Genomic DNA, 23,394 nt, shown 5'->3' with positions numbered 1-23,394 from the left:
AGTAATGAGAACAAGATCCGGAGTGGCCATCGCGGCCATCGGAACCGCGCTGGCGCTCGGCCTATCGGCCTGCGCCGGCGGTGGCGGGAACACACCTCCCGGCCAGTCCGGTGGCGGCTCGGCCGGCGCGGTGAAGGAGGAGTTCAACGCCGCGCTCGGCAAGGTCTACAACCCGTCCAAGGCCAAGGGCGGAATCGTCAAGTTGGCCCACGAGGAGAACTGGGACAGCCTGGATCCGGGGAACACCTACTACGGTTACTCGTTCAACTTCGCCCGCCTGTACGGCCGCACCCTGGTGATGTTCAAGGCCGCTCCAGGGGCCGCGAGCAACACGCTCACCCCCGACCTCGCCGAGAGCCTGGGGGAGACCAGCGACGGTGGCAAGACCTGGACCTACAAGCTCCGCAAGGGCGTGAAGTTCGAGGACGGCACGGAGATCACCTCCAAGGACATCGCCTACGCGGTCGCCCGCTCCTTCGACAAGCAGGTGCTGCCCAAGGGCCCGAGCTACCTCAATGAGCTGCTCGACTGGCCGAAGGACTACAAGGGCGCCTTCAAGGACAAGGACGCCGACATCAGCTCGGCGATCGAGACGCCGGACGACCACACGATCGTCTTCAAGCTGAAGCAGCCCTTCGGCTCCTTCGACTACATCGTGCAGATGCCGATGACCATGCCGGTGCCGAAGGCCAAGGACACCGGAACGAAGTACCAGGAGCACGTGATCTCCTCCGGGCCGTACATGTTCGACAAGAACTCGATCGGCAAGTCCTTCTCGCTGAAGCGCAACCCGAACTGGGACCCGGCCACCGACCCGAACCGCTCCGCGCTGCCCGACGGCTTCGAGGTCCAGCTCAACGTCAACGCCGACGACATCGACAACCGGCTGATCTCCGGCGACGTGCATCTGGCCGTCACCGGCCTCGGCCTCCAGCAGGCCGCGCGTACCCGCGTGCTGAACGACCCCGCGCTGAAGGCCAGGACCGACAACGCCGCGCTCCAGCGGCTGTGGTACCTCTCGGTCATCCCCGACGTCGAGCCGTTCAACAACATCGAGTGCCGCAAGGCCGTGGAGTGGGCGGTGGACCGTACATCGGTCCAGCGCGCCTACGGCGGCCCCAACGGCGGTGACATCGCGACCGGCATGATCCCGCCGGCCCTGGGCGGCTACAAGGAGATCACCACCTACCAGACTCCGGGTAACAAGGGTGATGTCAACAAGGCCAAGGCGGCCCTCGCGGCCTGCGGCCAGCCGAACGGGTTCAGCGCCGACATCGCCTACCGCAGCAGTCGCCCGGGCGAGAAGGCGTTCGCCGAGGCGGTGCAGCAGTCGCTGGCCAAGGTCGGCATCAAGCTGACCCTCAAGCCCTTCCCCGACGGCGACTACTTCACCCTCTATGTCGGCAAGCCGGACTACGTCAAGCAGAACAAGCTCGGCCTGGCCGTCAACGGCTGGGGCTCGGACTACCCGGAGACCTTCGGCTTCCTGCAGGCAATCGCGGACAGCCGGACCATCCGCGAGTCCGGCAACTACAACCTGAGCGTCAAGATCCCCGAAGTCGACCAGAAGATCGACCAGACCAAGGGTGAGGCCGACGCCGCCGCCCGCGACGCCCTGTGGGCCGAGATCAACCAGCGCATCATGGACGAGGCGGTCACCGTGCCCGGCGTGTACGCCAAGTCGATCCTGATGCGCGGCAAGGGCCTGACCAACCTGTACGTGAGCGAGTCCCAGCAGATGTACGACTACGTGAGCGTCGGCGTTCAGCAGTAGGCGTCCCCTGGCGATCATCCAACGAGATAGGCAGGTGAAGGCCACGACGGCCGCCGTCAGCGATCCTGGCGGCGGCCGTCAGGGCCGGGCACTGTGATCACATACATCATCAGGCGCCTGATCGGCGCGGTGATCATGCTCGTCATCGTGAGCATCGTCACCTTCGCGATCTTCTTTCTGGTCCCGCGGCTGGTCGGCGCCACTCCGGAGGGCATGGCGAGCCGCTACGCCGGTCGCACGGCCACCGCGGAGACCCAGCAACTGATCGCCAAGCGGCTCGGCTTCCACGACCCGCTGCCGGTCCAGTACGGCAGGTTCGTCTCGGGCCTGGTCGTGGGCGCGGAGTACGACACGGGCACGAGCGTCGAGAAGTGCCCGGCGCCCTGCTTCGGCTACTCCTACCTCACCGAGCAGCCCGTGTGGCCCGACCTTGTGGACCGCTCGCGGGTGACGTTCTCGCTGGGGGTGGGGGCCGCGGTGATCTGGGTGGTCGCCGGGGTGGCCACCGGCGTGATCTCGGCGCTGCGCCGCCGCAGCTTCTTCGACCGGGCCGCGATGGGCATCGCGCTGGCCGGGGTGTCCATGCCGGTGTTCTTCACCGGCATGATCTCGCTGGTCTTCTTCAGCTACTCCCTCGGCTGGACCGTGCCCGGCGGGACGTACGTCGACTTCACCGTCGATCCGGTGCAGTGGGCCTACAGCCTGATCCTGCCCTGGGTCACACTGGCGTTCCTGTTCGCCGCGGGCTACGCCCGGCTCACCCGGGCGGGCATGCTGGAGACCATGAACGAGGACTACATCCGCACCGCGCGGGCCAAGGGCCTGCCCGAGCGGACGGTGGTGGTCAAGCACGGCCTGCGGGCCGCGCTCACGCCGATCGTGACCATCTTCGGCCTCGACTTCGGCCTGCTGCTCGGCGGCGCCGTGCTCACCGAGAGCACCTTCTCCCTCAACGGCCTCGGCAAGTACGCCATCGAGGCCATCGTCAGCAACGACCTTCCCAAGGTGATGGGCGTGACGCTGCTCACCGCGGTGTTCGTGGTGGTCGCCAACCTGATCGTGGACCTGCTGTACGCCGTCGTCGACCCAAGGGTGAGGCTCACGTGAGCGCCAACGACACCATTCCGCATCTGGCGGTCCGCGACCTCGGCATCCACTTCCCGACCGACGACGGCCTGGTCCGCGCGGTGGACGGGCTGACGTTCTCGCTGGAGCGCGGCAAGACGCTCGGCATCGTCGGGGAGTCCGGCTCGGGCAAGAGCGTGACCAGCCTCGGCATCCTCGGCCTGCACTCCGGCGGCAACGCCAGGCTCTCCGGCGAGATCTGGCTGGACGGCGAGGAGTTGATCTCCGCCCCGGCCGAGTCCGTGCGCAGGCTGCGCGGCAAGAAGATGGCGATGATCTTCCAGGACCCGCTGTCGGCGATGCACCCGTACTACACCGTCGGCCAGCAGATCATCGAGGCGTACCGGATCCACAACGACGTGAGCAAGTCGGCCGCCCGCAAGCACGCGATCGACATGCTGGGCAGGGTCGGCATCCCGCAGCCGGACCGGCGGGTGGACGACTACCCCCACCAGTTCTCCGGCGGGATGCGGCAGCGGGCCATGATCGCCATGGCGCTGTCCTGCGACCCCGAGCTGCTGATCGCCGACGAGCCCACCACCGCGCTGGACGTCACCGTGCAGGCCCAGATCCTGGACCTGATGCGCGACCTGCAGCGCGAGTTCAACTCCGCGCTGATCATCATCACCCACGACCTGGGCGTCGTGGCCGAGCTGGCCGATGACATCCTGGTGATGTACGGCGGCAAGTGCGTCGAGTACGGCGCGGCCGAGGACATCTTCCTCGCCCCCGAGCACCCCTACACCTGGGGCCTGCTCAGCTCGGTGCCGCGGCTGGACCGGGACCCGACCGACCGGCTGATACCGATCAAGGGCGCCCCGCCGTCCCTGATCAACGTCCCGTCCGGCTGCGCCTTCCACCCCCGCTGCCCCTACGCCGCCGAGTCCGGCCGGCGGGCGAAGGAAGAGGTGCCGCCGCTGGCGGAGACCGCGACCGGCGGGCACCTGGTGCGCTGCCACCTGTCCCGCGCGCGGCGGCGGGAGATCTGGGAGAACGACGTCAAACCGATCTTGGAGACCACGTGAGCACCCCGACGACCGACGCCGCGGATCTTCCGGACGCCGAGCCCCTGCTCGCCGTGTCGGACCTGCAAAAGCACTTCCCGGTCACCAAGGGGCTGCTCAAGCGGCAGGTGGGCGCCGTCCAGGCGGTGGACGGGATCTCCTTCACCGTCCGCAAGGGCGAGACCCTGGGCCTGGTGGGGGAGTCCGGCTGCGGGAAGACCACCACGGGCCGGCTGATCACCCGGCTGCTCGACCCCACCGGCGGCAAGATCGTCTTCGAGGGACGCGACATCACCCACATGTCGCAGTCCCGGCTGCGCCCGCTGCGCCGCGACATGCAGATGATCTTCCAGGACCCCTACTCGTCGCTGAACCCCCGGCACACGGTGGGGGCGATCGTCGGCGCGCCCTACCGCATCCAGGGCATCCAGACCGAGCAGGGCGTCAAGAAGGCCGTCCAGGAGATCCTGGAGACGGTCGGCCTGAACCCGGAGCACTACAACCGCTACCCGCACGAGTTCTCCGGCGGCCAGCGCCAGCGCATCGGGATCGCCAGGACCCTCGCCCTGAAGCCCAAGCTGATCATCGCCGACGAGCCGGTCTCCGCGCTCGACGTGTCGATCCAGGCGCAGGTGGTCAACCTGCTGGAGGACATCCAGAACGAGCTGGACCTGACCTACGTGGTGATCGCCCACGACCTGTCGGTGGTCCGGCACATCTCCGACCGGGTGGCGGTGATGTACCTCGGCAAGATCGTCGAGCTGGCCGACCGCAAGAGCCTGTACGGCTCGCCGATGCACCCGTACACCAACGCGCTGCTGTCCGCGGTGCCCGTACCCGACCCTCGGGGTCGCGGCGAGCGTGACCGCATCCGGCTCAAGGGCGACGTGCCCTCCCCGCTCAACCCGCCTCCGGCGTGCCGCTTCCACACCCGCTGCTGGAAGGCACAGGAGATCTGCAAGCAGCAGGAGCCCCCGCTGGTCGAGCGGGCCGGTGGCCACCAGGTCGCCTGCCACTTCCCGGAGAACGTCCCCGCGCAGGTCGCGGCGGACGCGGCTGCGGTGAAGGCGGTGGACCAGGGGGCGGCGGACTAGGGGATCGCGCCCGGGGTGATCAGCCCGGTCTCGTAGGCGAGCACCACCGCCTGCACCCGGTCGCGCAGCGACAGCTTGGTGAGCACGTTGCCGACGTGGGTCTTCACGGTGGTCTCGCTCACCACCAGCTCGGCGGCGATCTCGGCGTTCGACATGCCGCGGGCGATCAGCCGCAGCACCTCCAGCTCGCGTTCGGTGAGCCGGTCCAGGCGGGCGGGGGTGGACTGCGGGTGAGCGGGTGGCAGGCGGGTGGCGAAGCGGTCCAGCAGGCGCCGGGTGATGCTCGGCGCCACGATCGCGTCGCCCGCGGCGACCACGCGGATGGCGTTGACCAGCTCGTCCGGGGGCACGTCCTTCAGCAGGAAGCCGCTCGCCCCGGCGCGCAGCGCCTCCACGATGTACTCGTCGAGGTCGAAGGTGGTCAGCACGAGCACCTTCGGCACATGGGCCCCCGCGCCCGCCTCGCGCACGATCCTGCGGGTCGCGTCGATGCCGTCCACGCCGGGCATCCGCACGTCCATCAGCACGACGTCCGGCAGCAGGGCGCGGGCCTGTTCCTGAGCCGCCTTGCCGTCGCCCGCCTCGCCGACCACGGTGAGATCGGTCTCGGCCTCCAGGATCAACCGGAAACCGGTACGGAGCAGCGGCTGGTCGTCCACCAGCAGCACCCTGATCGTCATCGTCCGTCCTTGAGCGGGAACCGTGCGCGTACCTCGAAACCGCCTCCTGCGCGCGGGCCGATTCTCAGCATTCCACCATAAAGCGCAACGCGCTCGCGAATCCCGACCAGCCCGTGGCCCGGCCCCGGCCGTTCCCCGTCCGGCCGCGGGTCCGCCGGGCCGCGCCCGTCGTCCTCGATCCGCACGGAGAACTCGCCCGGTTCGTGGCGTACCGTCACCCACGCCCGCGCCCCCGGTCCCGCGTGCCGCAGCGTGTTCGTCAGCGCCTCCTGGACCAGCCGGTACGCGGCCAGGTCGATGCCCGGCGGCAGGTCCCCGCTCTCGCCCTCGGTCCACAACTGGATCGGCAGCCCCGCCTCGCGCATCTGCTCCACCAGCGCGGGCAGCTCCAGCGTGCCGGGCTGCGGGCCGCGCTCGGCGGGCCCCGCCCGGCCGTCGTCGGTCCTGAGCACCCCGACGATGTTGCGCATCTCCGCCATCGCGGTGCGCCCGACCTCCTCGATCGCCGACAGCGCCTCGCCCGCGCCCTGCGGGTTGGTGGTCAGGATCCGCCTGGCCGCGGCCGCCTGCACGGTCATCACGCTCACATGGTGGGCCACCACGTCGTGCAGCTCCCTGGCGATGCGCGAGCGCTCCTCGGCCCGCGCGGCGCGGGTGTCGGCGTCCCTGGCGCGCTCCAGGCGTTCGGCCCGGTCCTTCAGCTCCGCCAGGTACGCCCGGCGCATCCGCAGGCTGCGCCCGACCACCCAGGCCGTCACCACGACCGGGGCGCCCACCAGCAGCACCGTCCGGGTCTCGGCACCCACCCCGGAGGCCACGCCCACCAGCACGGCCAGCAGGTCCACGCCCAGCGCCGCCAGGCTGACCGCCAGCCCCCGGTGCGCGGCCACGCTGTAGACCGCGATCAGGATCGCCGTGTCGAGCATCGAGGTCTCATGGCCCGCCACGACCAGCGAGAGGTGCGTCGTCTCCAGCGCGCACAGCAGCGTGAAGGGCCACTTGCGGCGCACCGCCACGGCGGCGCAGCCGAGCAGCACCGCGACGGCCTCGGCCAGGCCGGGGGGACGCGCGCCGTACGGCAGAGGCGAGATCAGCCTCGCCAGGGCGGCGGCGACGAGCAGGGCGGCGAGCAGGGCGTCCGGGACCAGTGGACGGTCGCCGAGCCAGGCCCGCAGGCCGCCGAGGGTGGTGCGCACGCCTTCAATGTAGAACTTCCACACGCGCGCCCACCCTGCGGCAGGAGGATGCGCCCTCCTCCTCCCGGAGGAAACGACCCTCGTCGCCGACGGTCGCGGGAGAGACGAATGCCCGTCCAGCGGACCCGCCCGTCCGGCCCGCACGCCGCCCACGGCGCTCCTGGCACGGGCCGCCCATGGGCGTGTGCTCCGGCCGGGCGGAGCAGGGGGTCTCTGGGCCGTTCTCCCTGCGTGGGCGGGTTCGGCTCTCCTGGTTCGGAGCGTGCTCCGGGCGGACGGCGCGGGGCTGCTACAGCTCGTCGCTGGCGGCGCGGCGGCGACGGCCGCCGGCCAGGGTGTCTCCGGGACGCCGCTCGGGCAACGGCGGGGGAGTGCCGCCGAACTCCGGGCACAGCGCCCGGTGGTCGCACCAGTCGCACAGCCTGCTCGGCCGGGCCCGCCACTCGCCGGTGCTCATCGACCGCTCGATCGCCTGCCACAGCGCCGACACCTTGCGCTCGGTGGCCAGCAGGTCGGCCTCCTCGGGCGCGTACCGGATCACCTCGCCGTTGCCGAGGTAGACCAGTTGCAGCACGCGCGGCACCGTGCCGTGCAGCCGCCACAGCGCGAGCGCGTAGAACTTCATCTGGAACAGCGCCCTGGCCTCGAACTCGCGGCCGGGCGCGGTGCCCGTCTTGTAGTCGACCACCCGGATCTCGCCGGTCGGCGCGACGTCGAGCCGGTCGATGTAGCCGCGCAGCATCAGCCCGTTGCCGAGCACCGCCTCGACGTACAGCTCGCGCTCGGCGGGCTCCAGGCGGGTCGGGTCCTCAAGGGTGAAATAGCGCTCCAGCATCGTGCGCGCCTGGGCCAGCCAGGCCGCCTGCTCGGCCTCGTCGGCGAACATCTCCGCGGTCTCCGGCTCGCGCTCGCGCAGCCGCTCCCACTGTGGTTCGAGCAGGTCGAGCGCCGCGCGCACGGTGCGCCCCCCGGCCGGCAGGTCGTACAGCCGCTCCAGCACGGCGTGCACCACCGTGCCACGGACCGCCGCGGGAGAAGGGCGCTCGGGGATCTGGTCGATCACCCGGAAGCGGTAGAGCAGCGGGCAGGTCATGAAGTCGCCGGCCCGCGACGGCGACAGCGCGCCGATCACCGTCGGCGCGCTCATCGCCCGCCTGCCCGCACCGCGCCGAGCGGGTCACGACATCGGCGGGCCGGGGACGGCCGGGTACGATCCACCATGACCCGCACTTTAGGCCACCGCGCCGACATCTTCACGGTCCGGCGCCCCGCGAGGCGCCCGCCACGCCGGACCGCCCGGGCCATGTGACGCGTAGCATCAAGGTCTACGAGGCATCTAGGCTCTAAGGCGGAGATGCCTGCATGGCGAAACGCGCCTCCATCGGCAGACGCGGCAGAAGGCGGAGCGAGACGAGTGAGCAGCGAGAGCCCACAGCGATCACCGGGTCTGCGGATGGGCCGGCCCTTCGGCATCCCGGTGTACGTCTCGCCCACCTGGTTCATCGTGGCGGCGTTCATCACCCTCACCTACAAGGAGAGCGTGCAGCTCAGCGTGCCGGGGCTGAGTGAGGCGGCGGGTTACGCGGTGGCCTTCGCCTTCGCCGTGCTGCTCTACGTCTCGGTCCTGCTGCACGAGCTGGCGCACTGCGTCGTGGCCAAGCGGTACGGCCTGCCGGTGCGCCGGATCACCCTCTACCTCCTGGGCGGCGTCTCGGAGATCGAACGCGAACCCGACTCTCCCGGCAGGGAGTTCATGGTGGCCTTCGCCGGGCCGCTGCTCTCCCTCGGCCTCGCCCTGGCCGGGTTCCTGCTCGACGTCTTCGTCGTGCCCGAGGGCGGCATCATCGGCGTCCTCACCTGGCAGCTCTGGATGGCCAACCTGATCGTCGGGGTGTTCAACCTGCTGCCGGGCCTGCCGCTGGACGGCGGGCGGATGCTGCGCGCCGGGGTGTGGAAGGCGACGCGCGACTCCGGCTCGGGCACCGTCGCCGCCGCGTGGGTCGGCCGCGGGCTGGCCATCGTGCTGGCGGCCATTCCGCTGATCCTCACCCTGCTGAGCGGCGGCCAGGTGCTCAACCTGTTCGTGCTGTGGTCGTTCCTGCTGGCCGGGTTCATCTGGTTCGGGGCCGGCCAGTCGCTGCGCACCGCGCGGGTGCGGGCCCGCATCCCGCAGGTAAACGCGCGCAGCCTGGCCAGGCGTGCGATCCCGGTGACCTCCGAGGTGCCATTGGCCGAGGCGCTGCGCCGGGCCTCGGCCGCCCAGGCGGGTGCGATGGTCGTGGTCGACCACGACGGCAGGCCGATCGCCCTCGTCAACGAGGCCGCCGTGGAGGCCACCCCGGAGCAGCGCAGGCCGTGGGTGACCGCGGGCTCGCTGGCCCGCACCCTGGAGCCCTCACTGGTGCTGGCCGCCGACCTCAGCGGGGAGGAGCTGATCGACGCCATGCGCGAGACGCCCGCGGGCGAATACCTGCTGGTCGAGCGGAGCGGCGAGGTGTACGGAGTGCTCGCCACCGCCGACGTCAACCGGGTGTTCAGCGGAGTCTGAGCCACCGCCGCCGCGCGGCCCGCCCACGACCTTGAGCCGGCGGGGTCTTCCCGTCGGCCACCGTTCGCCCGATCGTTACCTTACTGATAGTTCCCCTGCTCCGTGCCCCGCGTGCTCGTCGCCGTGCCCGATGTGTGCTGGGAAGGCGCCCATCACCCCTCTTCGGACTGGTGACGCTCCTGCCAGAAGGTCTACTAGGGTTCTTTTTGCTACGGTCCGAGGTGCTGGGTGCCATCGATCCGGTCCAGGCCGCCGGAGCCGTGTGATGCCGGGGAAGGAGAGTTCTGTGACCGACCAGGGCTTCGGAGTGGTCCGCCCGCTTCCTGGCAACGGGCTGGTCGCCCATGTTGGCGGCCTGGTCCTGGTGTGCGACGCGGTGGACGCCGTGGCCTCCGAGCTGCTGGAGGCGGTCCGTGACACCGCCGCCAACGGCGGCGACGGCCGGGCGCTGGCCCGCCGTGCCGCCCAGGTGCTCGCCCGGTCGATGACCGCGGAGCCGATCGGGTGCGCGGTCGCCGGTCCGGCCGCGGGCGGCATCGCCGTACTGGTCAGCGGAGAGGCGTCGGCCACCGTCGAGTCCGAGTCGGGCGAGGTCGCCCTGGCCGGGCGCGACGCGCTCACCTGGACCGACCGGCTGGTGCCCGGCCCCGTGCGGCGCGTGCAGCTGCGCCTGCCCGGCGCGGGCGAGCCGCACCCGCGGACCAGGCTGGACGAGGGCGTGGTCGTCGGCGGCGGCATGACCGGCGAGTACACCGGGGCGGACGAGCCGGGCGACCGGCCCGCGCCCGCCGCCAGGCCCGCCGCGCGCGAATGGCGGGCCCCCGAGCCGGACCTCCCGCCCGCCCCCGCCGAGCCGGAGCCCGAGCGCGCCGTGGCGCCCGCCGCCCCGCCGCCCTCCTCCGTCGCCTCGCTGCCGCCGGCGCCGCCCGCACCGGCGGCCCCGCAGTCCGACCCGCGGGCGCCCTATCCGATGGGCGACCACTATCCCGCGCCGATGGCCCCGCCCGCCCCGATGCCGTCCGGCCCCGTCCCCGGTTACGGCCCGCCGCCCGGCCCGCCCTCCGAGCAGTTCCCGCTGCCGCCGCCCGGCCCGCAGGGCGAGCCGCCCGCCGACGACGCGGACCCCGGCCTCGGCAACGGCTCCGGAGGCTTCCCCGACCTGCGCGAGCAGCCCTTCGAGGCCGTTCTGCCCGCGCCTCCCGCGCCCGAGCAGGCCGAGCCCGCCGAGCCCGAGGTCCCCGCCGAGCAGTCCGACCCCGACTCCCGGGTGCTGGTCCTCGGCGTCGACTGCAAGAACGACCACTTCAACGACCCCCGCGTGCCGTACTGCGCGGTGTGCGGCATCGCGCTCGTGCAGCGCACCCTGGTGCCCTACCAGGGGCCGCGCCCGCCGCTCGGCGTCCTGCTCCTCGACGACGGCATGACGCTGCGCCTGGACACCGACCACCTGCTCGGCCGCGACCCCGAGCGGGCCGCGGAGGTCACCTCCGGACAGGCCAGGCCCGCCAAGGTGACCAGCCCCGACGGCTCGGTCTCCCGCCGCCACCTGCGCGTCGCCCTCGACGGCTGGGACGTCAACCTGGTCGACCTCGGGTCGGTCAACGGCACCCAGATCCAGCCGCCCGGCGACCCCAACTTCTACGACATCCCGCCCAACGAGCCGGTGTCCATCGCCCCGGGCACCACCGTGCGGATCGGCGTCTCACGGACCATGCGCTACGAGTCGCACCGCACCCGCTGAGCCGCCGCGTGAGGCCATGGTCACCGAAATGAGTAGTGGTCTACTCATCCGGGCCCATGGCCCCGAATGCCAGCATCGGGATCCTGCCGAGTCAAGGGGGATCCGATGCGCGGAGCGGGGGTCGCCGCGGTCGTGCTCGCCGTGCTGCCGTGTGCCGTGGCCTGCGGTGGCGAAACCGGCATCGAGCCGTACCGCTGCACGCTGCGCCAAGACGTCAGCACGGGCACGGTGGAGGTGGAGGCCGGTCTCGCCGCGGTGAGCGCGAGCGCGTCCTCGGGCTTCGCCGAGTTACGGCGTCCGGGGCGCAAGGGCCGGACCTTCGCCGCCTTCCTCGACTACAGGCTGGCGGCCGGCGCGCGGCTCGGCGCGGAGGTGCGGTACGCGGGCGCGGACCTGCGCGCGGGCGCCGGATCGCAGGTGGGGTTCTACTACGAGAGCCGCGACCGCGCGGTGATCGAGGAGGTCCTGCGCAGCGACGTGCCGCCGGGCGGCTGGGCCCAGATGAGCGTGGAACTCGACGGTTCGGTCGCCGGATCGGCCACCCTCGGCCTGCCCAAGCTGGTCGACGTGTCCGCCATCGCGGAGGCGCGGACCGCCGCCGAGCTGACCCTCCACGCCGACACCGGGTTCACGGTGACCCGTTCGTGGAGTGCCGGCGTCACGGCGAAGCCCACCGCCGCCGTCACGGGGCTGATCGGCCTGGAGCGGGCTTCGGGCCGGGTCACCGTCTCCTACGCCCTGCGCTTCGACGGCACCGGCACGCCGCGACGGCTGACCGTGCTCACCGAGGCCCCGGCCGGGCACGAGCGCGTCCGGCAGATCACCCGCATGCTCGACCTCGGCAAGGCCGCGGACCTCCGCGCCGTGCGCCGCGCGCTGCCCGAGATCATCGTCAACCCGATGGCGCTCGCGCCGCGCGGCGCGTCCTACTTCCTCACCCGGCAGGCGGGGACGCTGGTCAGGCGGATCGACAAGTACGGCACCACGGTCCGGTCGCTGTACGAGGTCTCGGAGAAGGAGATCGAACAGGGGGTGAGCCTGGTCCGGTTCGGCGGCTCGATCGGGCGCGGCACCACGCACCGGGTGCTGCGGGAGAGCGTGATCCGCACCCCGGACGGCGAACTGACCGCCGACTGCGTGGGCGTGCCGTCCGTGCCCGAGGTACGGCGGGGCGCGCCGCCCGCCCTGCCGCCCGTGTGCCTTCCCCCGGCCCCGCCCTCGCCGGAGGTGTCCACCCGGCCGCCCGACCCGCTGGTCGGCACCGAGGAGCCCACCACGGCGCCCGTGGGGGCGGCGGAGCCGCTCCGGGCGCCGCGCCCGGCCGCCATGGCCGTCCCCACGCTCATCGAGACGCCGCTGTCGCCGGTGACCCCCGGGGAGAGCGCGGAGACCGGGACGATCGACGACTGCGGGCCGCCCCCGGCGACCACCGATCCCACGGACGAGGCGTCCCCCACGGACACCCCCACCGACGTGCCGACCGATGTGCCGACCGAGGAGCCGACGGACACCGGTGATCCTTCGCCCACCGGCACCACCGCGCGGCTGCCGAGTCCCACGGAGATCGAGCAGACCGAGGTCGAACCGACCCAGGTCGAGCAGACCGAGGAGCCCACCTCGCTCGCGGAGTGAGGCGGTCACACGATCTCGTTGTCGGCGGTCAGGACGGCGGGCAGCGGCCCCGCGCCCGCCTGGGAGCGGGCGAAGGCCATGACGTCGGCCGCCGCCTCCCGCGCGGTCCGCCCGGTACGCGCCACCCGGCGCGCGATCAGGCCCGCGACCAGCGGCGTGGCCAGGGACGTGCCGCTCCACCGGGCGAGGCCCCCGGCGAAGCGGCGGGTCTCGCCCCTGCCGGGGGTCAGCGCGTCGGCGTCGCAGACCTCCGCGGGGCCGTGCCGGTAGCGGTAGCGGCCGTGCGGGAAGACGTTGACCAGCCTCTCGCCCGAGGCGTACACCTTCACCCACGGCCCGTGGTTGCTGAAGCACGCCCGCCGCGGCGGCTGTCCCTGGTCCAGCGCGCCGACCGACAGGACCGAGGGGGAGATCGCGGCGTAGCCCGCGGGCCACGGCGGCACGGCGGAGGCGTTGTCGCCCGCCGCCACGACCAGCACCGGCCTGCCGATCCGGCGCAGGCTCCGCTCGGCCCACCCGATGATCGCGTCCATGGCCAGCAGCGGGTGCCCGCCGCGGGTGGCGGCCCCGGACACCAGGCCGATCACGTCGGGCACCCGCCCGGAGCCGATCGCGCGCAGCAGCCCGCGGCACAGGTCGTACTCGGTGACCGCCCCGCCCCCCAGGCAGGCGGAGACGTGGACGGCGGCGGTCGGGGCCAGGCAGCCCACGATGCCGCCCGCGAACGTCCCGTGCCCCGCGTACGGCGGGATGTCGCCGGAGTCGAACGCCGGGCCCTGCTCCCCGCGCACCCCGGCCATCCAGGTCGCTCCGGCGGCCAGCGCGGTGTGGGCGGGCACCAGGCCGGTGTCGGCCAGGTGCACCGCCACGGGATGCGGCCCGCCCGGCTCCATGGGCGCGGGGTAGGGGAGGGCCTGGCGTACCGGGACCGGCTCGCTCTCCGGCAGCAGGCAGGTCCCCGCGATGGTGAGGACGTGGTTCGGGGTCACCACCGGGATCTCGCGGTTGCCCGGTATCCGGGCGTCCACCTCGGCCATGACCTCGGGCACGGAGATCCCCGACGACGACTCGACGCGGTAGCGGCCCACCGGCTCGCACGGGCCCCGCCCGGCGGGCACGAGCGCGTCCACGCCCGGGACCCGGGCCACGGCGGCCGTCAGCAGCGCCCGGCGCTCACCGTTGCGCCCGCCGATCAGCAGGTGCCCGGCCTCGTAGAGGTAGAAGGGCGCCCCGTGGTCGGGCGAGTCCAGCCCGATCGCCAGGTCCGATCCCGGCATCCGCTCCCTGACGTGCGGGAACCGTGTCAGGGACCGTGCGGGCCGGTACGCCGGCTCGGACATGGCACCGCCTTGGCGTGGACGTCGCTGCGGCATCAGCGTCGATCCGGCGAAGGTCGCCGCGCATGAGTACGGCTCTACTCATTTGCCCCGTCACCGGCCGAGCGCGGCGAGCACCTTCCCCAGCGCGCCGAGCACGTCGCCCTCGCCGCTCATGGTCAGCTCCGACACCTGCCCGCCGACGCGCATCATCGCCACGACCTCCGGGCCGCGGCAGCGCACCCAGAGCTCCCACGACGACGGCGGCCCCTGCGGCACGGCCGGTCCGGAAGACGCGGTCTCCATCGTCATCCGCCTCCCTTTCTCATGGCCCCCTTCGCACAGTTCTGAGCCGCCCGGACGGGTCCTGATACATGCCCGCCCCATATGGATCGAATCACGCCGCTCAGGGGCGCAGCCGGGCCCACTGGAGGTCGTCCATGCGGGTGCCGTCCGGTCCGGGCAGCAGCCCGCGGATCAGCGCCTCGGAGGTGAAGCCCGCCCGGCGCAGCACGGCCTGGGAGGCGTGGTTGCCCGGCGCGGTCCCGGCCACGAGCCGGCTCAGCGCGGTGTGCTCGAAGGCCCAGGAGACCAGCAGGTCCACCGCGCGGGTGGTGAAGCCCCTGCCCCGGTGGGCGGGCAGCAGCGCGTAGCCGATCATCGCCTGGCCGAGCAGCGGGGAGACGCTCATGAGCTGGATGTGCCCGGCGAACGCGCCGGTCGCCGCGTCGCGGATCGCGAGTTCGGCCCGCTCCCCGGCGAGCCACCAGGTGCCCGTCATCCGGCACCTGACGGTGATCTCCGCGAGCGACGGCGTCTCGTGCGTCACGTGGTACTTGAGCACCAGGGGATCGCACATCATCGCGTGGAAGTCCGGCGCGTCGTCCGCGGTGATCGGCACCAGCCGCACCACGCCGTCGGTCAGTTCCCCGCCGGGCGGGAACGGCAGGTACGGCCGGATCGGCTCGCCCGGGTCGGCGGCCAGCCGGGCGAAGGCCACCATGTCGTGGTACTCGCCGTCGCGGCGGCGCTCCAGCCCGCGCCTGATCCCCTCCCGCCGGAAGCCCGCCGCGCCCGCCACCCGCTGGCTGGCGATGTTCTCGACGTCGGCGAGCAGTTCGACCCGCTGGGCGCCGTTCCGGAAGGCGTACTCGGTGACCGCGCGGGCCGCCGCGGTGGCCAGGCCCCTGCCGCGCGCCCACGGGGCGAGCATGTAGCCGATCGCGTGACCTCCGTGCGCGTCGGGCGGCTTGAGGCCGACCGTGCCCTGCCACTCGCCGCTCGCCGGGTCGGCCACGGCGAACGTGGCCCCGCCCTGGCGCCACTGCTCGGCGGCGGACTTGATGAAGGCCGCCACGTCCTCGCGCGTGTAGGGGACCGGGACCGACGGGATGTATCGGGTGATGAGCGGGTCGGAGCAGGCCCGGACGATCGCGTCGGCGTCACCGTCGGCGAGGGGGCGCAGCAGGGCCGGACCGGCCGGAATCACTTCGGGGGTGAACACCCCCCTTTGCTACCAGGCCGGGCCGCGGCTCGGCGAATCATTTGCGCCGATCGCGGCGATAACCTTGCCCACATGGGTTTTCGCAGGCACGGGCCGTTCCGGCCCGGTGATCAGGTTCAGCTCACCGACCCGAAGAACAAGCGGCACACGGTGACGCTGCGCGAGGGCGGCGCTTTCCACACGCACAAGGGGTCGATTCCGCACGACGAGCTGATCGGGATGCCCGAGGGGTCGGTGGTGCGCTCGTCGGGCGGCACTCCGTACCTGGCCTTCCGTCACCTCCTGCAGGACTACGCCGTGTCGATGCCGCGCGGCGCGGCGGTGATCTACCCCAAGGACGCCGCGATGATCGTCGGGATGGCCGACATCTTCCCCGGGGCCCGGGTGGTCGAGGCCGGGGTGGGCTCGGGGGCGTTGAGCTGCTTCCTGCTGCGCGCGGTGGGGGAGGGCGGGAGCCTGACCTCCTACGAGCGGCGGGAGGACTTCGCCGAGGTGGCCCGCAAGAACGTCGAGAAGTTCCACGGCGGGCCGGTGGACCAGTGGCGGCTGGTGGTGGGCGACTTCGTGACCGCGCTCGACGAGAGCGACGTCGATCGCGTGGTGCTGGACATGCTGGCCCCCTGGGAGTGCGTGGACGCCGCGGCCAAGTCCCTCACCCCCGGCGGGGTGATCTGCTGTTACGTCGCCACGACCACTCAGCTCTCGCGTACTGTCGAGAGCATCAGGGACCACGGGAGTTTCACCGAGCCGCATTCGTGGGAGACCCTGATCCGCGACTGGCATGTCGAGGGGCTCGCGGTGCGGCCCGACCACAGGATGGTCGGGCACACGGGGTTCGTCGTCACCGCCCGCCGCATGGCGGAGGGGGTCACCGCCCCGCCCCGCCGCAGACGTCCGGCGAAGGGAGCGTATGGCGACGAGGCGACCGCCCGCTGATGGTGTCGATTCGGCCACAGCGGTGAAACGCCCACGACACGGGAACAGATCGCCGTGTTCGTATGCTGCCACTACTAAAGGCATCCATTGGGGATTAATCACCAAGCACCGGTTGTAACTAGACGAACACTGCCCGGCCAGGTTACGGAAAGCCGTTAGATAGGTAGGGTCTTTAGTAGTCGCCCTCGACTGGGAAGGAGGTGACGGGCGTGGCAGCTCGCGACGACGCCGAAGCTCGGGCCGCCCAGCGCGAACGGGAGGTCGCCGACCTCACAACACAGGTCTCCTTCCTCCAGGAAGAGATCACCGCGTTGCGGCGCAAGCTTGCGGAGTCTCCCCGTCAGACAAGGGTCTTGGAAGAGCGCCTGCACGAGGCACAGGCGAATCTGGCCGCGGTCACCGGCCAGAACGAACGCCTTGTGGCCACCCTCAAGGAGGCCAGAGACCAGATTGTCGCCCTGAAGGAGGAAGTCGACAGGCTGGCGCAGCCGCCCTCGGGATTCGGCGTCTTCCTCTCCGCGCGGGAGGACGGCACGCTGGAGGTGTTCACCGGTGGGCGCAAGCTGCGGGTCAACGCCAGCCCGGCCGTCGATGTGACCTCGCTGCGGCGTGGCCAGGAGGTCATGCTGAACGAGGCGCTCAACGTCGTCGAAGCCCTTGGCTACGAGACGGTGGGCGAGATCGTGATGCTGAAGGAGTTGCTCGACGACGGCGAGCGGGCGTTGGTGATCTCGCACGCCGACGAAGAACGCGTGGTCCGTCTTGCCGAGTCCCTCAAGGACCAGCCCGTCAGAGCGGGCGACTCGCTCCTGCTCGAACCTCGGTCCGGCTATGTGTACGAGCGGATCCCGAAGTCCGAGGTCGAGGAGCTTGTGCTGGAGGAGGTCCCGGACATCTCCTACGAGGAGATCGGCGGCCTGACCCGGCAGATCGAGCAGATCAGGGACGCCATCGAGCTGCCCTATCTGCACGCCGACCTGTTCCGCGAGCACGAGTTGCGCCCGCCCAAGGGCGTGCTCCTGTACGGCCCTCCGGGTTGCGGCAAGACGCTCATCGCCAAGGCGGTCGCCAACTCCCTGGCCAAGCAGGTGGCGGAGAAGACCGGCCAGTCGGGCAAGAGCTTCTTCCTCAACATCAAGGGCCCTGAGCTGCTCAACAAGTACGTCGGTGAGACCGAGCGGCACATCCGGCTGGTCTTCCAGCGGGCCAGGGAGAAGGCGTCGGAGGGCACTCCGGTCATCGTGTTCTTCGACGAGATGGACTCCATCTTCCGCACCCGCGGATCGGGCGTCTCCTCCGACGTCGAGAACACCATCGTCCCTCAGCTCCTGTCGGAGATCGACGGCGTCGAGGGCCTGGAGAACGTCATCGTGATCGGCGCCTCCAACCGCGAGGACATGATCGACCCGGCGATCCTGCGGCCCGGCCGGCTGGACGTCAAGATCAAGATCGAGCGGCCGGACGCCGAGGCGGCCAAGGACATCTTCTCCAAGTACATCACCACCACGCTCCCGCTGTCCGACGACGATCTGGTCGAGCACGACGCCTCCCGGGCGGCCACCGTGCAGGCGATGATCCAGCGGGTCGTGGAGCGGATGTACGCCGAGAGCGAGGAGAACCGCTTCCTGGAGGTCACCTACGCCAACGGTGACAAGGAGGTCCTCTACTTCAAGGACTTCAACTCCGGCGCGATGATCCAGAACATCGTCGACCGCGGCAAGAAGATGGCGATCAAGGAGTTCCTGGAGACCGGCCGCAAGGGCATGCGGGTCACGCACCTGCTCGCCGCCTGCGTGGACGAGTTCTCCGAGAACGAGGACCTGCCCAACACCACCAACCCCGACGACTGGGCCCGCATCTCCGGCAAGAAGGGCGAGCGGATCGTCTACATCCGCACGCTCGTCTCCGGCAAGCAGGGCACCGAGGCGGGGCGTTCCATCGACACGGTTCCCAACACCGGCCAGTACCTCTGACCTGACATGAGCCGGCGCGGGCCCACCGGGCCCGCGCCGGCTCATGTCGTGCGGCGGGGCCGATGTGACGGATGTGACCGCCGAAAGCCCTGTGAAATAAGGGGAACCGGCCGGCGATCTAGATCGTCCAAGGGGGCGTGCGTGCATATATCGGTGCGGACCCGCGGTGACCGGGCGGGTTCAGGGGTCCGGCACGGTGCGCGTGCCCGCCCAGCGGACGGGCGGCCGTAAGACCGCCTCACAGGGGCGGACGCCGGGCCGGGACCAGGTGACCGGCCGCATCGCCGAACTCGACCTGCTGCGGTTCCTGGCCGCGCTGGCCGTGGTCGCCTTCCACTACCTGGTCGCCTTCGCCTCGATCTGGGGGGAACGGCCGAGCGGGCTGTTCCCCGGCACCGCGTCCGTCGCCGGGCTCGGCATCCTGGGCGTGGAGCTGTTCTTCATCATCAGCGGCTTCGTGATCCTGATGACCGTGTGGGGCCGGGGGATCGGCGGCTTCGCCCGCTCCCGGCTGGTCCGGCTGTACCCGGCCTACTGGGTGAGCGTGCTGGCCGTCGCCGGCGTGTACGCCTTCACCAGGGCGACCGCGCTGGACCCGCGCCTGTCGCCGGGGGAGTACGCGGTCAACCTCACGATGCTGCAGCGCGCGTTCGGGGTCACCGACGCCAACGGGGTCTACTGGTCGCTGTGGGTGGAGCTGCGGTTCTACCTGCTCATCGGCATCCTGGTGCTGGCCGGGGTCACCCTGGGCCGCTGCCTGGCGTTCATGGGCGTGTGGCTGGCCGCGGCCGTCGCCGCCACCTTCGTCGAGCTAGGGCCGCTCACCGAGGCGGTGGACCTCGTCGTGATGCCGAAGTACGCGCCCTACTTCATCACCGGCATGGCCCTGTTCCTCATCCGCCGCTTCGGGTCCTCGATCCCGCTGTGGGGGTTCGTGGCCGCCGGGTTCGCCCTGGCGCTGCGCTCGGCGACGCAGCGGGTGGCCGGGCGCGTGGAGGCCGCCGGCTTTCCGGCGATGCCGGTGGAGGACTGGATGGTCATCGCCGCCATCGCGCTCATGTACGCCGTGATGGCCGCCGTCGCGCTCGGCGCCCTGTCCCGGCTCACCTGGGGCGGCCTGACCACGCTGGGCGGCCTGACGTACCCGCTGTACCTGTTCCACACCCCGGTGGCGGTGGTGCTCATCCCGCAGTTGCGCGACACGCTGCCCCCGTGGGTGGTGGCCTGCGCCGCGACGCTGGCCGCCATCGCGCTGTCCTACGCCGTCCACACCCTGGTCGAGCGGCCCGCGCAACGGCTGTTCCGGCCGAGGGCCCGGGGCAGGCGCGCCGGAGGGAGCCGCGCGACCGCGTAAAGTCGGCCTGCGGACCGGCAAAAGGCATCTGTGCCATAACCGTCTGCCCGCAGCCGATGGTGAAGGGTCTAGGCTCGGGGATATAAACGGCGGAACCACTGTCCCGACGAACAGAGGATGCGCATGACGGTACGGCGGGTGATGGGCATCGAGACCGAGTACGGGATTTCCGTGCCCGGCCAGCCGGGGGCCAACGCGATGGTGACCTCTTCGCAGGTCGTCAACGCCTACCTGGCGGCCTCGGCGGCCCGGGCACGCCGCGCACGATGGGACTTCGAGGAGGAGAACCCACTGCGCGACGCCCGGGGTTTCGACCTGGCCCGGGAGGTCGCCGACCCCAGCCAGCTCACGGACGAGGATCTGGGGCTGGCCAACGTGATCCTGACCAACGGCGCACGGCTCTACGTGGACCACGCCCATCCGGAATACTCCACGCCTGAGTGCACCAACCCCCGTGCGGCCGTCATCTGGGACAAGGCAGGCGAGCGGGTGATGCTGGACGCGGCACTCCGCGCGTCGGCCGTCCCCTCCAACGCCCCCATCCAGCTCTACAAGAACAACACCGACAACAAGGGCGCCTCCTACGGCTGCCACGAGAACTACCTGATGCGGCGGGCCACCCCGTTCGCCGACATCGTCAGGCACCTGACGCCGTTCTTCGTCTCCCGTCAGGTGGTCACCGGCGCGGGGCGGGTCGGTATCGGCCAGGACTCCCGCGGCGAGGGCTTCCAGATCAGCCAGCGCGCCGACTTCTTCGAGGTCGAGGTGGGGCTGGAGACGACGCTCAAGCGGCCCATCATCAACACCCGCGACGAGCCGCACGCCGACCCCGAGAAGTACCGGCGGCTGCACGTCATCATCGGTGACGCCAACATGTCGGAGATCTCGACCTACCTCAAGCTGGGGTCCACGGCGCTGGTGCTGGCCATGATCGAGGACGGGTTCCTCACCCGCGACTTCGCGGTGGAGAACCCGGTGGCCGCGCTGCGGGCGGTCTCCCACGACCCGACCTGCCGCTATGAGATACCGCTGCGCGACGGGCGCAGGCTGACCGCGATCCAGCTCCAGATGGAGTATCTGGAGCAGGCCAGGAAGTACGCCGAGGAGCGCAGCGGCAACGGCGTGGACGAGATCACCAAGGACGTCCTCGACCGCTGGGAGTCGGTGCTGACCCGGCTGGCCGAGGACCCCATGCAGCTCTCCAGGGAGCTGGACTGGGTGGCCAAGCTGGAGCTGCTCGAGGGCTACCGCAGCCGCGACGGGCTGCCCTGGAGCCATCCGCGGCTCCAGCTCGTCGATCTCCAGTACTCCGACATCCGCACCGAGCGCGGCCTGTACAACCGGCTGGTGGCGCGCGGGCGGATGCAGCGGCTGGTGACCGAGGCCGACGTGGAGCGGGCGGTGGAGCAGCCGCCCAACGACACCCGGGCCTACTTCCGCGGGCGCTGCCTGCGGCAGTACAGCGAGGCGGTGGCCGCCGCCTCCTGGGACTCGGTGATCTTCGACATCCCCGGCCGCGACTCCCTGCAGCGGGTGCCCACCCTGGAGCCGCTGCGCGGCACCAAGGCCCATGTGGGCGAGCTGTTCGACCGCTGCCGCACGGCGGCCGACCTGGTGGCCGCGCTCACCGGCGACCACTGACCGGCCAAGACGTGAGCCGTACGGCCCGGCGGCGGGCCGTACGGCGAGCCGGTCCGTCCTCCGCCTCGCTGATCTACTTTGTAAAGGCGCCCACTCCGAGGCCCACCGGTGGCTCCATCTGGGCGGATTATCCGGATCGCCGGGTATGTTGCCAGTGAGGTAAGCCGGTAGTGACATACCACCGAAGGCGACCGGTAATTGGATAGAGCAGCTATCTGATCAAGTGGTGAAGATCGCCCGCCCTCGGGCGCGCAAGATGGTCCACTTCGGGGAAGATATGAACTCAGGTGCGTCCCCTACACGGAGGTAGCGATGGCAACCAGGGACACCGGCGGTCAGAAGCAGACCGGCCGCCGCGAGAACGAGACCGAGGAGGTCGACGCACAGGCGGCCCCCGAAGTCCAGGAGCGCCAGGAGAAGCTCACCGACGACGTCGACGCGATCCTCGACGAGATCGACGAGGTTCTCGAAGAGAACGCCGAAGAATTCATCCGCAGCTACGTCCAAAAGGGTGGGCAGTAGGCAAGCCGGTAGTACATATACGGTAAAGAATCAGCAGCCCGGACCACGGTCTCCTGGTTCGGGCCGGACACGCTGAGGAGCCGCCGGGGATGGGCTTCCGCTGCGGGGCCATGGCGGGCGCCAGAGCCTACGTGCAAAGGGCCATGACCTCGTTGCGGGCCGTCTCCAGGCGGTGGGGACCGGGGTGGGCGGGGAGGGCGACCAGGTCGCCTGTCACGACCTGGCGGGTCTGCGGCCCCCACAGCACCAGGCCGTCGCCTCCGGCGACGAGGAAGTCCGCGCCGTGCCGCAGCAGCAGCGGGCCGCCGGGCGCGGCGCTCACCGCCGTACGCCGGGCGCGGATGCCCGCCACCACCGACGCCGGATCGCCGGGGTCCTCGGCGAGCACCCAGGTGGTGGGCGCGCCGAGCCGCTGACCGTCGCGCTCGCTGTGGAAGTCGCTGCCCCCGAGCAGCACCGGATCATCGCGCCAGGCGGCGGCCCAGGCCAGCGGCGCCCCCCAGGTCCGGTCCCACCAGCTCCAGTGCCAGATCTCCGCGGCGTGTGCGCCGATGTCCGGCGGATGCCGCCAGGCGCAGTCGGCGGCCACCGGGTGGTTGATCGACAGGATCCCGCCACCGCCGTCCGCGGCCTCCGCCCATGTGCCCGGGGGCCGTCTGAAGTCGATCCAGCCGACGTCGCCGAAGGCGTTGGCGTGGCCGAGGTCGGTGGTCACCTCCTGCCCGGGGACCAGGGTGACCCCGCTCGCGCGGGCCGCCGCGGGCAGTTCGCGATGGTGGCTGACGGTGTTGTGGTCGGTGACGGCGAGGAAGTCAAGGCCGGCGTCGCGGGCGTGCCCGGCCAGCGCGGGGACGGTCAGCCCGCCGTCGGAGTGCACGGTGTGCGCGTGCAGGTCGCCCGCCACCCAGGTCAGGCCGTCGAGCCGGGGCAGGCCCCGCCGCTCGGCCGCGGGCGGGGGGCGCTCGCCCGCCGGTACGGCGGGCCGTACCGGCTCCTGCGGCGGCGTGTCGTACGCCGTGACCGTGACCTCGTACGCCAGGCCCTCCGCCGGGACCCGGTACAGCCCGAGCAGCACCCGCCAGACCCCCGGCTCCGGCTCTCCCGGCAGGTAGCCGGGCGTGGCCCAGTCCGGCCCGATGGTGTACTCCTCGCGCGCCCCGCCCGACCACCCGCGAAACCCGCCCGGCCCGGCGCAGCCCAGGTCGATGGTCCCCGCGCCCTTGTCGTAGGCCAGGCGGACGGTCAGCGCACGCGTCCACGCCGGCGGCTCGAACGGCACCTCCCGGACCGGGCCGGTGACGCGGTCGTGCAGGGTGTGGCGGCCGTTCAGGCGGATCACGTGCTCCATGGTCAT

19 protein-coding genes are annotated in these 23,394 nt (G+C 71.6%); 12 read left to right on the top strand and 7 right to left on the bottom strand.

Annotated features, from left to right (window positions below):
• Positions 1 to 4: 4 nt before the first annotated feature.
• The 4 genes from DP939_RS17315 to DP939_RS17300 all read left to right on the top strand — a co-directional run bounded on the left by DP939_RS17315 (position 5) and on the right by DP939_RS17300 (position 4,997).
• Entirely contained in the window at positions 5 to 1,774 is a 1,770-nt protein-coding gene (locus tag DP939_RS17315; RefSeq protein ID WP_113981731.1) for an ABC transporter substrate-binding protein, read from the top strand.
• 93 nt (positions 1,775 to 1,867) lie between these two features.
• Positions 1,868 to 2,881 carry an ABC transporter permease gene (locus tag DP939_RS17310; RefSeq protein ID WP_113981730.1) on the top strand — a complete coding sequence of 338 codons (1,014 nt, stop codon included), beginning with the start codon at positions 1,868 to 1,870 and terminating at the stop codon, positions 2,879 to 2,881.
• Entirely contained in the window at positions 2,878 to 3,924 is a 1,047-nt protein-coding gene (locus DP939_RS17305) for an ABC transporter ATP-binding protein (RefSeq protein WP_404828591.1), read from the top strand. Before DP939_RS17310 ends, DP939_RS17305 begins: the two co-directional genes overlap by 4 nt.
• Positions 3,921 to 4,997, top strand: coding sequence for an ABC transporter ATP-binding protein (locus tag DP939_RS17300; protein ID WP_225878306.1), 1,077 nt, complete (start codon positions 3,921 to 3,923; stop codon positions 4,995 to 4,997). The genes DP939_RS17305 and DP939_RS17300 overlap by 4 nt, the downstream gene beginning before the upstream one ends.
• Here the strand turns inward: DP939_RS17300 and DP939_RS17295 are convergent.
• The 3 genes from DP939_RS17295 to DP939_RS17285 form a co-directional block, all read right to left on the bottom strand.
• Positions 4,994 to 5,677: a response regulator gene (locus DP939_RS17295; RefSeq protein ID WP_113981729.1), complete on the bottom strand. Its 684-nt coding sequence runs from the start codon at positions 5,675 to 5,677 to the stop codon at positions 4,994 to 4,996. The two genes, DP939_RS17300 and DP939_RS17295, sit on opposite strands and share 4 nt — an antisense overlap.
• Complete coding sequence (locus DP939_RS17290) at positions 5,674 to 6,873, bottom strand: sensor histidine kinase (RefSeq protein ID WP_113981882.1); 1,200 nt, start codon at positions 6,871 to 6,873, stop codon at positions 5,674 to 5,676. Before DP939_RS17290 ends, DP939_RS17295 begins: the two co-directional genes overlap by 4 nt.
• Positions 6,874 to 7,162: 289 nt before the next feature.
• A complete protein-coding gene (locus DP939_RS17285) occupies positions 7,163 to 8,020 on the bottom strand; it encodes a RecB family exonuclease (protein ID WP_113981728.1) in 858 nt (285 codons plus the stop codon).
• Positions 8,021 to 8,326: 306 nt separating this feature from the next.
• Between DP939_RS17285 and DP939_RS17280 the strand changes: the two genes are divergently transcribed.
• The 3 genes from DP939_RS17280 to DP939_RS17270 all read left to right on the top strand — a co-directional run bounded on the left by DP939_RS17280 (position 8,327) and on the right by DP939_RS17270 (position 12,794).
• Positions 8,327 to 9,421: a site-2 protease family protein gene (locus DP939_RS17280; protein ID WP_113981727.1), complete on the top strand. Its 1,095-nt coding sequence runs from the start codon at positions 8,327 to 8,329 to the stop codon at positions 9,419 to 9,421.
• Between the two features lie 286 nt (positions 9,422 to 9,707).
• Positions 9,708 to 11,162 (top strand): FHA domain-containing protein, encoded by a 1,455-nt coding sequence (locus DP939_RS48705; protein ID WP_113981726.1) that lies wholly within the window; start codon positions 9,708 to 9,710, stop codon positions 11,160 to 11,162.
• A gap of 105 nt (positions 11,163 to 11,267) precedes the next feature.
• Positions 11,268 to 12,794 carry a hypothetical protein gene (locus DP939_RS17270; RefSeq protein ID WP_113981725.1) on the top strand — a complete coding sequence of 509 codons (1,527 nt, stop codon included), beginning with the start codon at positions 11,268 to 11,270 and terminating at the stop codon, positions 12,792 to 12,794.
• A 5-nt stretch (positions 12,795 to 12,799) separates the two neighbouring features.
• Here the strand turns inward: DP939_RS17270 and DP939_RS17265 are convergent, their stop codons facing one another.
• The 3 genes from DP939_RS17265 to DP939_RS17255 all read right to left on the bottom strand — a co-directional run bounded on the left by DP939_RS17265 (position 12,800) and on the right by DP939_RS17255 (position 15,614).
• The gene (locus tag DP939_RS17265) at positions 12,800 to 14,134 is read right to left on the bottom strand and encodes a S8/S53 family peptidase (RefSeq protein WP_158578600.1); all 1,335 of its coding nucleotides are present in this window, start codon (positions 14,132 to 14,134) and stop codon (positions 12,800 to 12,802) included.
• A gap of 90 nt (positions 14,135 to 14,224) precedes the next feature.
• Positions 14,225 to 14,416: a hypothetical protein gene (locus tag DP939_RS17260; RefSeq protein WP_147268030.1), complete on the bottom strand. Its 192-nt coding sequence runs from the start codon at positions 14,414 to 14,416 to the stop codon at positions 14,225 to 14,227.
• Positions 14,417 to 14,516: 100 nt separating this feature from the next.
• Positions 14,517 to 15,614: a GNAT family N-acetyltransferase gene (locus DP939_RS17255; protein WP_113981722.1), complete on the bottom strand. Its 1,098-nt coding sequence runs from the start codon at positions 15,612 to 15,614 to the stop codon at positions 14,517 to 14,519.
• Between the two features lie 72 nt (positions 15,615 to 15,686).
• On the opposite strand from DP939_RS17255, the gene DP939_RS17250 reads away from it, so the two are divergent.
• The 5 genes from DP939_RS17250 (at position 15,687) to DP939_RS17230 (ending at position 22,040) form a co-directional block, all read left to right on the top strand.
• Positions 15,687 to 16,550, top strand: a complete 864-nt coding sequence (locus DP939_RS17250) for a tRNA (adenine-N1)-methyltransferase (RefSeq protein ID WP_113981721.1) — start codon at positions 15,687 to 15,689, stop codon at positions 16,548 to 16,550.
• A gap of 200 nt (positions 16,551 to 16,750) precedes the next feature.
• The gene (gene arc / locus DP939_RS17245; protein ID WP_199565213.1) at positions 16,751 to 18,523 is read left to right on the top strand and encodes a proteasome ATPase; all 1,773 of its coding nucleotides are present in this window, start codon (positions 16,751 to 16,753) and stop codon (positions 18,521 to 18,523) included.
• Between the two features lie 166 nt (positions 18,524 to 18,689).
• A complete protein-coding gene (locus DP939_RS17240) occupies positions 18,690 to 19,877 on the top strand; it encodes an acyltransferase family protein (RefSeq protein WP_225878305.1) in 1,188 nt (395 codons plus the stop codon).
• A gap of 123 nt (positions 19,878 to 20,000) precedes the next feature.
• Positions 20,001 to 21,518 (top strand): depupylase/deamidase Dop, encoded by a 1,518-nt coding sequence (gene dop, locus DP939_RS17235; RefSeq protein WP_113981879.1) that lies wholly within the window; start codon positions 20,001 to 20,003, stop codon positions 21,516 to 21,518.
• Between the two features lie 312 nt (positions 21,519 to 21,830).
• A complete protein-coding gene (locus tag DP939_RS17230; RefSeq protein ID WP_111165808.1) occupies positions 21,831 to 22,040 on the top strand; it encodes a ubiquitin-like protein Pup in 210 nt (69 codons plus the stop codon).
• Between the two features lie 127 nt (positions 22,041 to 22,167).
• Here the strand turns inward: DP939_RS17230 and DP939_RS17225 are convergent, their stop codons facing one another.
• Positions 22,168 to 23,388 carry a CehA/McbA family metallohydrolase gene (locus DP939_RS17225; RefSeq protein WP_113981878.1) on the bottom strand — a complete coding sequence of 407 codons (1,221 nt, stop codon included), beginning with the start codon at positions 23,386 to 23,388 and terminating at the stop codon, positions 22,168 to 22,170.
• Positions 23,389 to 23,394 lie beyond the last annotated feature (6 nt).

Origin of the sequence: Spongiactinospora rosea (genome assembly GCF_003315795.1) — a bacterium.
GTDB classification, from domain to species: domain Bacteria; phylum Actinomycetota; class Actinomycetes; order Streptosporangiales; family Streptosporangiaceae; genus Spongiactinospora; species Spongiactinospora rosea.
The sequence above is the reverse complement of the archived record's forward strand: the minus strand, read 5'-3'. Positions and strand labels throughout refer to the sequence as shown.

Excerpts from the sequence above, each read along its gene's own strand:
- DP939_RS17285 (WP_113981728.1), bottom strand. The coding sequence starts at position 8,020 with ATGAGCGCGCCGACGGTGATCGGCGCGCTGTCGCCGTCGCGGGCCGGC.
- DP939_RS17260 (WP_147268030.1), bottom strand. The coding sequence starts at position 14,416 with ATGGAGACCGCGTCTTCCGGACCGGCCGTGCCGCAGGGGCCGCCGTCG.
- DP939_RS17270 (WP_113981725.1), top strand. The coding sequence starts at position 11,268 with ATGCGCGGAGCGGGGGTCGCCGCGGTCGTGCTCGCCGTGCTGCCGTGT.
- DP939_RS17250 (WP_113981721.1), top strand. The coding sequence starts at position 15,687 with ATGGGTTTTCGCAGGCACGGGCCGTTCCGGCCCGGTGATCAGGTTCAG.
- DP939_RS17315 (WP_113981731.1), top strand. The coding sequence starts at position 5 with ATGAGAACAAGATCCGGAGTGGCCATCGCGGCCATCGGAACCGCGCTG.
- DP939_RS17225 (WP_113981878.1), bottom strand. The coding sequence starts at position 23,388 with ATGGAGCACGTGATCCGCCTGAACGGCCGCCACACCCTGCACGACCGC.
- DP939_RS17295 (WP_113981729.1), bottom strand. The coding sequence starts at position 5,677 with ATGACGATCAGGGTGCTGCTGGTGGACGACCAGCCGCTGCTCCGTACC.
- DP939_RS17280 (WP_113981727.1), top strand. The coding sequence starts at position 8,327 with ATGGGCCGGCCCTTCGGCATCCCGGTGTACGTCTCGCCCACCTGGTTC.
- DP939_RS17265 (WP_158578600.1), bottom strand. The coding sequence starts at position 14,134 with ATGTCCGAGCCGGCGTACCGGCCCGCACGGTCCCTGACACGGTTCCCG.
- dop (WP_113981879.1), top strand. The coding sequence starts at position 20,001 with ATGACGGTACGGCGGGTGATGGGCATCGAGACCGAGTACGGGATTTCC.
- DP939_RS17230 (WP_111165808.1), top strand. The coding sequence starts at position 21,831 with ATGGCAACCAGGGACACCGGCGGTCAGAAGCAGACCGGCCGCCGCGAG.